13 protein-coding genes are annotated in these 13984 nt (G+C 44.0%); 2 read left to right on the top strand and 11 right to left on the bottom strand.

The features are described from left to right. Positions 1-20: 20 nt before the first annotated feature. From M0413_RS07430 to M0413_RS22930, 4 genes are read right to left on the bottom strand one after another with little or no spacing between them, the layout of a single operon-like run. Positions 21-2195: a chemotaxis protein CheA gene (locus M0413_RS07430; protein ID WP_249553659.1), complete on the bottom strand. Its 2175-nt coding sequence runs from the start codon at positions 2193-2195 to the stop codon at positions 21-23. Next, the gene (locus M0413_RS07425; protein ID WP_052183980.1) at positions 2192-2512 is read right to left on the bottom strand and encodes an STAS domain-containing protein; all 321 of its coding nucleotides are present in this window, start codon (positions 2510-2512) and stop codon (positions 2192-2194) included. Before M0413_RS07425 ends, M0413_RS07430 begins: the two co-directional genes overlap by 4 nt. A gap of 12 nt (positions 2513-2524) precedes the next feature. Next, positions 2525-2890: a response regulator gene (locus tag M0413_RS07420; RefSeq protein ID WP_037429781.1), complete on the bottom strand. Its 366-nt coding sequence runs from the start codon at positions 2888-2890 to the stop codon at positions 2525-2527. A gap of 32 nt (positions 2891-2922) precedes the next feature. Further along, on the bottom strand, positions 2923-4098 hold the full coding sequence (locus M0413_RS22930) for a methyl-accepting chemotaxis protein (protein ID WP_283771923.1): 1176 nt from the start codon (positions 4096-4098) through the stop codon (positions 2923-2925). A gap of 515 nt (positions 4099-4613) precedes the next feature. Here M0413_RS22930 and eco point away from each other — a divergent pair. Further along, complete coding sequence (gene eco, locus M0413_RS07410) at positions 4614-5165, top strand: serine protease inhibitor ecotin (protein WP_047535695.1); 552 nt, start codon at positions 4614-4616, stop codon at positions 5163-5165. A gap of 77 nt (positions 5166-5242) precedes the next feature. On the opposite strand, the gene M0413_RS22925 is transcribed toward eco, so the two are convergent. From M0413_RS22925 to lrp, 7 genes are all read right to left on the bottom strand, one after another. Continuing rightward, positions 5243-5365 carry a hypothetical protein gene (locus M0413_RS22925; RefSeq protein WP_037418447.1) on the bottom strand — a complete coding sequence of 41 codons (123 nt, stop codon included), beginning with the start codon at positions 5363-5365 and terminating at the stop codon, positions 5243-5245. A gap of 18 nt (positions 5366-5383) precedes the next feature. After that, positions 5384-6670, bottom strand: a complete 1287-nt coding sequence (gene serS, locus M0413_RS07405) for a serine--tRNA ligase (protein ID WP_037418445.1) — start codon at positions 6668-6670, stop codon at positions 5384-5386. Positions 6671-6688: 18 nt separating this feature from the next. Next, positions 6689-7063, bottom strand: a complete 375-nt coding sequence (gene crcB / locus M0413_RS07400; protein WP_037418443.1) for a fluoride efflux transporter CrcB — start codon at positions 7061-7063, stop codon at positions 6689-6691. Next, positions 7056-8387 carry a replication-associated recombination protein A gene (locus M0413_RS07395; RefSeq protein ID WP_249553658.1) on the bottom strand — a complete coding sequence of 444 codons (1332 nt, stop codon included), beginning with the start codon at positions 8385-8387 and terminating at the stop codon, positions 7056-7058. Before M0413_RS07395 ends, crcB begins: the two co-directional genes overlap by 8 nt. Before the next feature lie 8 nt (positions 8388-8395). Beyond that, on the bottom strand, positions 8396-9016 hold the full coding sequence (gene lolA / locus M0413_RS07390; protein WP_088585551.1) for an outer membrane lipoprotein periplasmic chaperone LolA: 621 nt from the start codon (positions 9014-9016) through the stop codon (positions 8396-8398). Between the two features lie 69 nt (positions 9017-9085). Further along, complete coding sequence (locus M0413_RS07385) at positions 9086-11824, bottom strand: DNA translocase FtsK (RefSeq protein ID WP_249553657.1); 2739 nt, start codon at positions 11822-11824, stop codon at positions 9086-9088. 324 nt (positions 11825-12148) lie between these two features. Further along, positions 12149-12655, bottom strand: a complete 507-nt coding sequence (gene lrp / locus M0413_RS07380) for a leucine-responsive transcriptional regulator Lrp (protein WP_037418431.1) — start codon at positions 12653-12655, stop codon at positions 12149-12151. A 180-nt stretch (positions 12656-12835) separates the two neighbouring features. On the opposite strand from lrp, the gene ald reads away from it, so the two are divergent. After that, on the top strand, positions 12836-13951 hold the full coding sequence (ald, locus tag M0413_RS07375) for an alanine dehydrogenase (RefSeq protein ID WP_249553656.1): 1116 nt from the start codon (positions 12836-12838) through the stop codon (positions 13949-13951). Positions 13952-13984 lie beyond the last annotated feature (33 nt).

Here is a 13984-nt window from a genome sequence, read left to right as displayed (position 1 = left end):
ATATTCCTTTTCAACATAGGCTATTCATCAATCAGTGCTACATGATGATATTTTTTGGCGCTAATACTTGCTTCAGTAATTAAACCCTGTACGTCAAGGATCAAGGCAATATCTCCCGTTCCTAAAATAGTGGCACCGCTTAATCCCTTGAGATGTTGAAACATTTTCCCTAAGGGCTTAATCACTGTTTGCTGTTCACCAAATAATTTATCGACAACTATCCCTGCTTTAGTTCGACCAAAACGAACAACAACAAGGCTTTCACGGGTATGGTTTTGATTTAAATTGGGTATATTAAAAAAACTTTTAAGTCGTATAAAAGGCATCAGTTCCCCACGCAAACTGATGTAATTCTTCTGTTGCTCATGCCATTCGCCCCGATTGAGCTCGACACATTCTTCTACCATATTCAGTGGTATCACATAGTTTTCGTTGGCAGCACCGACCATAAAACCATCAATAATGGCAAGAGTTAATGGTAATGTGATCGTCACTTTTGTACCTTTACCCAGCTCGCTATCGAGTTCAACTGAGCCGCGTAACGCTTCAATATTGCGTTTAACTACGTCCATACCAACACCTCTTCCTGACAGATTACTTGCTTTATCTTTAGTACTGAGGCCTGGTTCAAAGGCTAATTTCAAAATTTCAGAATGGCTAAGAATCTGGTTTACATCAATTAACCCCAATGCTTCAGCCTTTCTTCGAATGCGCTCAGGGTCAAGTCCAGCACCATCGTCAGTGACTTCAATAACGATATGTCCAGAATCATGGTAGGCATTTAACATCAGATGTCCCTCAGCGGATTTACCGGCCTTGAGACGAGCCTCTGGAAGTTCAATACCGTGATCTAGGGCATTGCGAACAAGGTGGGTTAAAGGGTCATTAATCTTTTCAACAACGATTTTATCGAGTTCAGACTCTCCCCCTTGGATGGTCAACTCAATTTGTTTACCTAGTTCATTGCTGACATCGCGTACCACTCGCCGGAAACGTGAAAAGGTTTCACCTATCTGCACCATACGTAGTTGTAAGGCATTTTCTCTAATTTCTTGGACCAGATGTTCTACCGATCCTACTAGGTCATTAGCATCGAGAAATTGGTAACGGTCGACCATCACCTTCATCGCAGCACTTGCCGTCACCAGCTCACCAACCAAATTAATTAACTGGCCAAGACGATTAGAATCGACGCGAATAGTTTGCGCCTGCTCTCGAGCTTGAATTTGTTTTTTAAGGGCTTGCTCAACCACAGGTTTATCGACAAGTAAGTTTGCAATTAGCACTTCGCCCAGTTTTTTAGTCGTGCAGTCTTCACTCTTACCAGACTGTAAATCGAGTGATTTAGAGAGTTCTCTTTCAGTGATGGCGCCGATCGATAGCAGAATTTCACCTAGTCGCTGATTTTCAGACGGATTCAGCTGTTCAATCAGAGCTTGAAATGATTCGGAGATTTTTTGTGAAGGTAGAATCTGTATATCGCAATCATCTTGGGCAAATTCAAATACCGACTCAATTTGTTCTTTTGTACAATCTCCAGCAAAAATAATACGATAGCGTAAAAAGCAACTTTCGAAGTCACATTCTTCGAATGGCGGCAACTTGTGGCTTAAACAAATAACTTCAAGCACTTGACCTAATTGATGCAAATAACGAATAAAGCTTAATGGATCTAATCCATTACGTAGTGCATCGGCTTTAAAATCCAGTGATATAAGCCAATGGCCCGTATCAAGATAATGTCCTTCTATCCGTTCAGGGGTAATCGCCTCTGCGGCGAGAGTCTGAGGGTAACAAGGTTCAAGGTTTTCATGTTGCGCTAATTCGGCCAAAATTGACTGACTTTGAATGCAGAGTGTATTCAACTCTGCCTCATCCTCCTCTACCGCAGCATTGACCAACGCCCATGTATGATCTTTACACTTAAGGAGTAGTGCTATAAGCGCACTATCTATTTTCAATTCATTTTTGCGCAGCCTATCAATTGACGTTTCAATGGGATGAGTAAAATCAACGATGGCACGATAATTAAAAATACCCGCTGCACCTTTTATCGTGTGCATTGCTCTAAAAAGTTGATTTATTAATTCTGTACTTTCTGCGTCGACCTCTAATGACAATAATGCATCTTCCATTTCTGTCAGTAGTTCTTCCGCTTCGGTCATAAATAACTTTTGAACGTCATTGGCGGTCATAGGCGAGTCTCCGAGGATATCACTATGGTATCGTCAAATGTGCCAGACAAACCCGAAAGTGCGAGGGCATCTATTACCGCTTTGCTGTGGTGACAAAATTCTACTCGATGTGCCTCATTCAATACTTTAAGCGCCAGAAGCCACTGAAGCCCTGCGGTATCGATCTCTGTCACTTGAGAAAGATCAACACTGATGTCTACACCCGGTTGCAAATGACCGACTAGTGCATCACGAAATTCCATAACACTATAGATAGTTAACTCTTCGGTTAAGTTAACCTTAATAGATTGATCTTTTAGCGCGATATTGATTGGCATACACAAATCCTTTTACGGTAAACAAAGTTTAGCTACCGCATCAAGCATTTGGGGTGGTTGAAAAGGCTTGACTACCCATGCCTTAGCTCCCGCCATGCGACCTTCTTCCATTTTATCCCGACCCGCCTCGGTGGTGAGCATAATGACTGGAGTAAATTTATAACGCGGATGTTTTTTAACTTCTTTTAAAAAGCTAATGCCATCCATATTTGGCATATTAACGTCACTGATAATAAGATTAATTTTATCGCCATTGAGTTTACTCAGTGCATCTTTACCATCACAGGCATCAATGACCTCATAACCTGCGCCCCTAAGCGCAATACTGACGACATGTCGGATAGAGGCAGAGTCATCAACTACGAGTATTCTTTTCATCTCAGTGGCCATCCTTGTTTTATAAACGTGAACTAAAAGAAGTTAATAGAGCTTTTCTCTGCATGTTGATAATGGTTATCTTTTTTTGAACTATGGTGAATATGCTGTTCGGTCGCCACATACCTTTGCTTCATCATGGCAAGCAAGGAATCCACATCACCTTCAGGAATAGGTAAACCGGCTTCCCTCGCTTGCTGTTGAACACGGATTAGCTCTGTAAGCTCATCAATACTGGCAACAAGCTGTCTTAACATTTGGTCGCAGCGATCTTGAAATTGAAAATCCACTAATATTTGCTCAATTTCTCTTTTAACTTGCCGACCAAGCTCTAATGCTTGAATACCCTCATCTTTCATTTGCAAAGTACGATTTTCGAGGTGGTCAATTACACGGATGAGAATGGACTCGCCACCTTCTAGCGCTTGGCTTTCCTGTAAAGTAGCTGCATCGGTCAGCTGGTATAGCTCGGCCATACGTTGATTTAATTCAGTAATTTGCTGAGTAATCCGTTCACCTGTCTGCCCTGATTGAGCTGACAAGGTTCTGACTTCATCAGCCACTACAGCAAAGCCGCGCCCCGATTCTCCGGCTCTAGCGGCTTCAATTGCCGCATTTAAGGCTAATAAATTGGTTTGTTGGGCAATTTTTCTAACTTCAGCTGCGAGTCCATCAAGTGCTTTGGTATCGTTAACTAATGCGGTTAACTGTTCTAAATGGTGCAGTTTGGCACTATTCATCAGGTTTAAGTCATTAAATAATGCTTTTAGCAGAGCTTTGTCGTCTTCTATACTTGGGGAGTGGAGTTGATCTGCGATCCCAGTTGAATTACTAGTGACTTTTTCGATTTCGCTGATAATTGAACTAAATCGCTCCGTCATATTGGCTACGCTTTGGTTCATTTGTTGGTCGACAGAGACGATATGTCCCTGCCAAACGGGTACTAAGCGGGAAATAATCGCCTCAAGTTTGGCGACTTGTTGGTCAACATGATGTCGTTTCTCTTTTTCATAGGCGAGTTGGCGAGATTGATAAAGATGAGTCGATTTGTGAATTTGTGCCCGAAGCACCCAAGCAAATCCAAAGTATGAGAGTAAAGATAAGCCTGCAAGCCACCAATGGGAGAGCCAAACGAGCCCGCAGAAGACTATAGCTCCAACAATAAAGGTCAAGGTGGTGGTAGAAAAAAGATTGCGCTCCATGCTTGTCATTTTTACTGTCTCTTTTATTTCTATTATGTTGTTACGGAAGAAACTTTTCCCTACAAATAAACGTAGTCGCTTTTTTCGTATTACGCCAAAACTCTGAGTACTTCTTGAACAAGATCACACAAAAGGCTGATTTAATTAAATAAGCCTCTAATTATCTCAATAAATTTAACATTGGGGATAAAATGACGTTCGGATTAAGAACATCGTAAGTAGTTGATGGCTATCGGTCTGCTAAGTGGTATTATTTTTTAAACAGTTTTTAAGCTCAAACAAACCACAGCATCGAGACTATAAAATTTTCTATGAATGCGCCATTTTTCAAAAACACAGTTCAACTCTCTAAAATTCATTGATTTTATAGCCGAATGCTAGATAAAGATCTTAAGGAAAATGAGTCATGGGCGTAAATTTTTCTGCATAAATAACCCTTTCTTGCAAGTAAGCCGTTTATAGGTACCGTAGAATGGTTGTTCCATTATCCTAGCAACCTATTTTTGAGTCTTAAGGAGAAATGTATGAAATTAACTCAATTGCGTCATCTTGCGGTAGTACCACTGGCCTTTACGTTACTTTCTTTTAATGCCAGTGCTGTCAGTCCGCCTCATCCAACAGGACTTAATGCCCCAATGATTAATGTTTCTCGTATGAACACCAATAATTATGCTCCAGGGGAAGCCGTTAAAATGTTCCCAGCCCCCAAGAAAGGCATGGTTCAACATATTTTGACATTACCTAAGCTTGAGAATGAAGCAGACTACATGGTCGAGATCCAAATAGGCCAAACTCAACTTGTTGATTGCAATAAACATGGACTCAATGGCCAGCTTAAAGAGCTCACCGTTGAAGGTTGGGGTTATAACTACTATCAGGTCGATGAAATATCAGAAGGCCCAAGCACTATGATGGCCTGTTTTGAATTAGCCAAAAAAGAAGCATTTCTAAGGATCCCAAGTGAATTAACACTGCGTTATGACAGTCGTCTACCAAAGGTGTTTTATCTACCCGAGGGTGCAGAACTGCGCTTTAGAACGTGGAAGGCTGATTCAGCGTATCAATATTCAAAGTAATCATGTGAAAAAATCAAAAAGAAGGGATATCTATTGCAGATATCCCTTTTCATTTTGAGTCTTAACATTGAGTCGTGCTAATTGACGTTTTCTAACACAACCCAGACCGCTTTACCTAAGGTTGCGAGCATCACAGCGCAAAATATGGCGATGACCGCAGTATAGGAAAGCCAACGAAGATAGCGTTGACCTTTATCCATGGTATTGTGTTATGTCAATTAACCGATCTGTGTGAGCCCGCCCATGTATGGACGCAGCGCCTCAGGGATAGTCACGCTACCATCAGCATTTTGATAGTTTTCCAAAATCGCAACTAAGGTACGACCTACCGCAAGACCAGAGCCATTTAAGGTATGTAATAATGCGGGTTTGTTATCAGCCTTAACACGGTAACGCGCTTGCATACGGCGCGCTTGGAAATCCTTCATATTTGAGCATGAAGAGATCTCACGGTAAGTGTTTTGTCCAGGTAACCACACTTCAATATCGTAGGTCTTGCTTGAGCCAAAGCCCATATCACCGGTACAAAGCACCACAGTACGATATGGTAAGCCTAAGCGTTGTAAAACCGTTTCCGCATGGCCAGTCAACACTTCGAGTGCAGCCATTGAATCTTCTGGCTTAACTAGCTGTACTAATTCCACTTTATCAAACTGATGTTGACGAATTAAGCCACGGGTATCTTTACCGTAAGACCCTGCTTCACTACGGAAACACGCGGTATGTGCGGTTAATTTAATGGGTAACTCATCTTCATCAACGATGGTATCACGCACTAAGTTGGTTAATGGCACTTCTGCGGTTGGAATAAGGCTTAAGCCTTGGCCTTCTTCGGTCGCAGGTTTTGTGTGAAATAAATCCTCACCAAACTTAGGTAATTGGCCTGTACCCAATAAGCTTGCTTCGTTAACCAGTAATGGCACGTAGGCTTCGGTATAACCATGCTCAGTGGTGTGTAGATCTAGCATGAACTGCCCTAATGCACGATTTAAACGGGCAATTTGGCCTTTCATCACGATAAAGCGTGAGCCAGTGATTTTCACTGCGCTCTTAAAATCTAAACCGTTTAGGCCTTCACCTAAATCGATATGATCTTTAACAGGGAAATCGAAGCTGCGTGGCGTGCCCCAACGACGGATTTCGACGTTTTCAGTCTCGTCAGCACCGATAGGCGCAGACTCGTCTGGCAGGTTTGGCATCGACATAGCAATCGCGTTCACTTCTTCAAGTACCGCGGCCAGCTCTACTTTCTTCGCATCTAATTGCGCACCTAAATCGCCTACCTGCGCCATGATGGCATCCACATCTTCGCCGCGGGATTTAGCTTGTCCGATGGACTTGGAAATAGCATTACGCGAGGCTTGCAGCTCTTCCGTTGCCACTTGCAGTGACTTACGTTTTTCTTCTAATTGGGTGAGATGAGCGACATCTAAAATAAAACCACGGGTAGCTAATCGCTCAGCGGTCACTGCTAATTCGTTGCGCAAAAATTTAGGATCTAACATGTGATATATTCTTAATAGTTAAATGCGAGAAAAAACCAGTTGTTGACCTAAGTAAACCATAAACAAACATAGACTTAGGTTCAACACCACATTCAAAGCTGCCTTCAACCAATCTCCTTCTTGCATCAGCAATAAAGTTTCGTTTGAGAAGGTTGAAAACGTTGTCAAAGCACCTAACAGGCCAACACCAATTAGTGCTTTGAGTTCTGGGCTGATATGACTCAATTGTCCCAGTGCGTAAATGACGCCCATTAAAAATGAACCAAGGACATTGACCAACAGTGTACCAAAAGGAAAACTGCTGCCAAATACTTGGATCATGAATATTGAAATAAGATAGCGAAAAACCGCACCAATGGAACCACCTAAGGCCACAAGTATGAGATTATTCATACCTTTTTCTCCCACTGGCTTGATCTAATTGCGCTAATTGCGCCAATTTGTCCTTAATCCGCTTCTCAAATCCGCGTTCAGTCGGGAAATAAAATTGCGATGCTTGTAAGGATTCGGGGAAATAATTCTCACCGCTGGCATAGGCATTGGGTTCATCGTGGGCATAACGATACTCGGCGCCAAAACCCATTTCCGCCATGAGTTTTGTGGGTGCATTACGTAAATGATAAGGCACGGCCTCTTGGCCCGTTTCGCGCGCCAGCGCCCTCGCCGCTTTAAAGGCTGTATACACGGCATTACTTTTAGGCGCACTGGCTAAATACACAATCGCTTGGGCAATCGCTCGCTCTCCTTCGGCAGGACCTACGCGGTGAAAACAATCCCAGGCATTGAGCGCAATGGTCATGGCCGCAGGATCTGCGTTGCCCACATCTTCTGAGGCTATGGCTAATAAACGTCTGGCAACATACAGCGGATCGCCGCCGCCTTCTAAAATGCGGCAAAACCAATAGAGCGCGGCATCCGGCGCCGAGCCGCGAATCGATTTATGTACCGCTGAAATCAAATCGTAAAACTGATCACCATTTTTATCGAACCCTGCCACTTGATGGCCTGCGACTTGTACTAGCATCTCGATGGTAAAACTGCCGCCATCAACCACCATATCGCTCATCAACTCAAGCAGGTTCAGTGCCTTACGCGCATCGCCATCACATAACTGCGCCAACTTATTGAGCACATCATTTGGCATAATTAACTGTCGTTGCCCCAAGCCGCGTTCGGTGTCCGTTAAGGCTTGGGTGATGATATGCACTAACTCGTCTTGGCTTAAGCGCTTGATAAGATAGACGCGTGCCCGCGACAGTAAGGCATTATTGATTTCAAATGAAGGATTTTCCGTGGTCGCCCCAATAAAAATCACAGTGCCATCTTCAATAAAGGGCAAAAAGGCGTCCTGTTGACTCTTATTAAAGCGATGCACTTCATCAACAAATAACAAGGTACGTTGGCCACGGGATTGAGCAATCGCTTGCGCTTGCTCAATGGCGGCGCGAATATCTTTTACACCCGACGTGACCGCCGAAATACGTTCGACATGGGCATTGGAGTAATGGGCGATAAGTTCGGCAAGGGTCGTTTTACCTGTGCCCGGCGGTCCCCATAACATCATCGAATGGGCACGGCCCGCTTCTAATGCTTGGCGTAGTGGTTGACCTTCACCCAACAAATGGGCTTGACCTATGTACTCAGCTATCGTCCTTGGGCGCATACGCGCGGCCAAAGGACGAAAATCGGGCGCAAAATTAAACGATAAACTACTCACTCGCTAACCTATTGGGGTTTAACACGTTGGTCATCAACATCAACGTTATCAGGCAACACAAACTTAAACAGCGCTTTATCCGCAGAACTAATAGTGTGTTGGTTGCTTAAGTCAAACTGGCTCAGATTGCCTTTATCATCGAGTACATTAAATTTATTCAGTGTGCCTTTGTTAAAACACACATTAACCGCAGAAATACCAGCGTCCATCGACTTAGGTTTGATTTCATAACAGTCTTGCTTCTTGGTCACGCTATATTGCGACCAAGTGGCATCATCGCGGTGAACTAATAAAGCGATAGGCGATGCATTAATAGCTTCAGCAAAATCCATAATCACAACTTCCTCGGCAAAGGGGTTGTAGATCCATAAGTCTTTACCGTCGGCGACAATTTTAGACTCATCGGGCGCCGTTAAATGCCAATAAAACTGATTAGGGTGAGCAAGTGCAAATACGCCAGCACCGCTTTGGATAACTTTTTTATTCACATCAGTAACGGTTTGCTTAAAATCCGCCTTAAGGGACTCCGTGCCGTTTAAGGTTTCGCGTAATTGCTTAGCATCATCGGCCAACACTGCATTGCTGTATAACAATGGTGATAACAACACAGCACACAACAGTTTTTTCATAGGTATCCTTTGGACTAAAAGTTCAACTCGCCGCATTATGGCAAGTTCAAACTGATATCTAGCTTAACATTAATAGTGTTTTGGGGCCGGAGGTGCTAACACTTCGCGGTTACCGTTATGGCCCTGCGCCGAAACCACACCCTGCATTTCCATTTGTTCGATAATACGTGCTGCACGGTTATAACCAATCTTAAATTTACGCTGCACGCTCGAAATCGAACCTCGGCGAGTTTCGGTCACGAAGGCAACGGCTTCATCATAAAGCGGATCGTATTCTTCATCGGATTCGGCGGTTTCACCCGGCAATAGCACTTGTTCACCCTCACTGACGCCATTGAGGATCTCATCAATGTATTGTGGCTTACCACGGGCGCACCAATCGGCTACCACACGGTGAACTTCATGGTCATCGATAAAGGCACCATGGACACGATTTGGCACTGCGGTTCCGGGCGGTAAGTACAACATGTCACCCATACCGAGTAAGGTTTCGGCACCTTGCTGATCTAAAATGGTACGGGAGTCGATACGGGAAGACACTTGGAACGCCATCCGCGTCGGAATGTTAGCCTTGATTAAGCCGGTGATCACATCCACCGACGGACGCTGGGTCGCGAGGATTAAATGGATACCCGCAGCACGGGCTTTTTGGGCGATACGGGCGATCAGTTCTTCCACTTTCTTACCGACAATCATCATCATGTCGGCAAATTCATCGACAACCACCACAATCGAAGGCAGTTTATCTAAGGCTGGTGCCTCTGGCTCCATGCTGTCAGACGATTTCCACATAGGATCATAAATCACTTCACCATTGGCTTTAGCTTCAGCGATTTTCGCGTTATATCCCTTGATGTTACGAACGCCCATCATAGACATTAGCTTGTAGCGGCGCTCCATCTCACCCACACACCAACGCAGCGCATTGGCCGCTTCTTTCATGTCGGTAACGACTTCACAGAGTAAATGCGGGATCCCCTCATAAACCGAGAGCTCAAGCATTTTCGGGTCAATCATGATAAAGCGAACATCTTCAGGACCAGACTTATACAGCAAGCTGGTGATCATCACGTTCACCCCGACTGATTTACCCGAGCCTGTCGTACCAGCAACCAATAAGTGCGGCATTTTACCTAAGTCAACCACCACAGGCTCACCGGAGATATCTTGGCCAAGCACCATAGTTAAATTCGATTTGCTCTGAGTAAAGGCTTCACAGTCGAGTACATCACGCATATACACTGTTTCGCGAAACTTGTTTGGCAGTTCGAGGCCAACGTAAGATTTCCCTGGGATCACTTCAACGACTCGGACACGCTCTGCCAGCAGTGAACGGGCTAAGTCATTTGCAAGGTTTGAAATCTTAGAGGCTTTAATACCTGGCGCAAGTTCAAGCTCAAAACGAGTGATCACCGGACCTGGATAGACCCCCACAACAGTGGCAACAATATTAAAGTCGGCAAGCTTAGCTTCAACCAAACGTGCCACATGTTCTAACTCTTCGGGACTAATCGGGTTCTTCTTGCGATCAGGCACATCGAGCAAACTGATGCTCGGCAGCGGATCCATTGGCTTAGTCGGCACAGGTTTATTTTCATGACCAGATAAAACGACAATGCCATCGACAATCTTAGCCTTAGGAGCCTGCTTTTGACGCTGCGCTTGAGTTACTGCACCCGTAGATGCTTTGGTATCAAAATCGATCACATCGTCATCATTGAACGTTAAGATGTCATCATCTTCATCAATGATAGCTTCGCGATGCAATACTGGTTCATCCTCATCGTCGTCGAAAACCTGAGCATTGAAACCGTTATCGGTTTCATCTTCGTCCAAATCAGCATCTTGCGCTTTAGCTACCCAAGGTGGCGCTTCAAAATGACCGTATTCAGCGACCGCGCTAACAGGATCAAGTTGCGGCTCAACGCGTTGCTGGCCTTTAGGTTCAGCTTTTGCTTTATTGTTGTTTAAACTTAAAATTTTAACCAAAGAAGATAACTTACCTTTACCACTACTGGCTTCAGTGATGAATTCTTCACGGGGCTCTTCTGGTAACGCCCGTGTATGGATCACGCGGCTTTGTGTTGTATCTGGTTGACGTATTTTTGCTTTATCAAGCACATGTTGCGAATCACGACGCTCGCGGAATTTATCCACAACAGACATAAAACCGCGAGTATCTTCCGTTTCTCGCTCACGCTTTAACGACTGAGGTAAACGTTTGAGTTGTTTGTAGCACCAGATTGAGACAAAGCCGACCTTTTCAACCACAGTCAGCCAACTGATCCCTGTTAATAGCGTAAAACCCGAGCCTAAACAGCACAATAGCAATAAGGTTGTGCCTAACTTATTAAAATATGGCAGCATCGCTTGACCAATGACATCACCAGCTACACCGCCTGCGGAAAACTCATAGATATTATTGGCGTTCATGCTGGCTAATGCCGAAAAACCAAGAATAAGTAGCAGAAAACCAATGATCCGCAATGCGACCGAAAAGTAGTCGATTTCCAACAAATCATGGGCGCGCTTAAAAAGCAGCCAACCAGTAGAGGCGACAATAATTGGCATGATATAGGCTGTCACGCCAAAAAAATACAGCAGGATATCGGCGATCCAAGCACCAACAGCCCCTGTCCAGTTATTGATATCACCTTGAAAATGAGACTGACTCCAACCCGGATCTGAGGGACTGAAACTGGCTAAAGCGAGCAAAATATAAGTGGCTACAACACAGCAAATGATGAGTCCGCCTTCGAGCAGACGCTGCAAGCCTGAGAGCGTGCGTACACTATTTCCTTGAGACAAACGACTTAATCCATAAAATTGAAACAGGTGGGCTAACGATACCAGAATCCCATTAAATGTGGAGCATCTTAGGCGGTTTTTCTCCTAAGAATTACTGCTATAAGATAAAAAAACGCTCTTGGCTCATAAAAGCTAGGACTTTGACCATTAACTGATTATTCCGCAATCAATTTAGGCTACATAGTTGAAGACAAATGCCAGATAAAAATATGCCCCTAAGCTGGCTAACTTAAGGGCAAAAGCAAGATTATAAGTGTGGTTTTAAAAGGCTTACACTGGAATAAATAAGGGGCCTAGGCCCCTTATTGTAACCGTTTCAGGGTATTAAATATCGCAGAGCAGCTGGTTTATCGCAACACGACTAGTATGTTTAACTTCTTCCATCACCACGTAGGTACGGGTATCAGAAACAGAAGGTAATTTCAGTAAAGTTTCGCCCAATAAGCGGCGATAAGCCGACATATCAGAAACACGTGTTTTTAATAAGTAGTCAAAGTCACCAGAAACGAGATGACATTCTTGAATATCATCCAACAGTTGCACAGCGCGATTAAACTTATCAAATACTTCGGGAGTATCACGGCTTAATGTGATTTCCACGAATACCAGTAGGGATGCACCCAAGAAATGAGGATTCACCAAAGCAGTATAGCCATTGATATATCCTTGCTTTTCGAGTCGTTTCACTCTTTCTAAACACGGAGTAGGACTTAATCCCACTCTTTTAGATAGTTCCACATTTGAAATGCGTCCATCAATTTGTAATTCATTAAGAATGTTGCGATCGATGCGATCCAAGTCTTTTACAGGACTCTTTTTATTATATGCCATTTATTTAACCTTGCTTTATCACTAAAACAACATTTTATTCTACGTATGTCTAAAGTTCAGCAGCATAAACTGCGTCGCCGATACTATACTAGATATCCCTGAATTAATCACGTTCAGGTCACGATAAAATAACAATTATGCCCATTAAAAGTGGGTTTTTCAGGCAATTGAGGCTCAAAAATGATTATTGGTGTACCAAAGGAAATTAAAAACCACGAGTATCGTGTCGGTATGGTTCCTTCAAGCGTTCGCGAATTGACAATCAAAGGTCATGAAGTGTTTGTAGAAACGAATGCCGGCACGGGAATTGGTTTTACTGATCAGGATTATATTGATGCAGGCGCAAAAATATTAGCAACTGCTGCTAAAGTCTTTACTAAAGCAGAGATGATTGTAAAGGTAAAAGAGCCTCAAGCAGTTGAACGCGCCATGCTGCGTCATGACCAGATTTTATTCACTTATCTGCATTTAGCACCGGATTTACCACAAACTGAAGATTTAATTAAAAGTGGTGCCGTATGTATCGCTTACGAAACTGTGACCGATGACCGTGGAGGCTTACCGCTGTTAGCCCCGATGTCAGAAGTGGCTGGCCGCATGTCTATCCAAGCGGGTGCGATGGCGCTGGAAAAATCTTCTGGTGGTCGTGGTATGTTATTAGGTGGTGTACCCGGTGTTGAGCCAGCTAAAGTTGTGATCATTGGCGGCGGCATGGTCGGTACTAATGCAGCGCAAATGGCTGTCGGTATGGGCGCGGATGTAGTTGTGCTTGATCGTAGCATCGATGCACTACGTCGCTTAAACATGCAATTTGGTTCTGCAGTTAAAGCGGTTTACTCGACTGCCGATGCGATTGAGCGCCATGTATTAGAAGCTGACTTAGTCATTGGTGGCGTATTAATTCCTGGTGCTGCGGCACCTAAACTGGTGACACGTAGCATGATTTCTCGTATGAAACCAGGCAGTGCTATCGTAGACGTTGCTATCGACCAAGGCGGTTGCGTGGAAACCTCCCATGCAACGACTCACCAAGATCCAACTTATATCGTTGATGATGTTGTGCACTACTGTGTAGCGAACATGCCAGGCGCAGTAGCCCGTACATCAACCTTCGCTCTCAATAACGCAACTCTGCCTTATATCCTTAAGTTAGCTAACTTAGGTTATAAAGCCGCCCTGTTACAAGACAAGCACTTACTAAACGGTTTGAACGTAATGCACGGCAAACTGGTTTGTAAAGAAGTGGCTCAAGCATTAAATCTTGAGTACACAGCGCCAGCAAGTTTATTAGCCTAATCATATGAGAGCCTAGGTTCACACGGACCTACT

The sequence above is a fragment of the Shewanella sp. 8A genome, assembly GCF_023475945.1.
GTDB classification, from domain to species: domain Bacteria; phylum Pseudomonadota; class Gammaproteobacteria; order Enterobacterales; family Shewanellaceae; genus Shewanella; species Shewanella xiamenensis.
This window is presented reverse-complemented; position numbering and strand designations above follow the sequence as displayed.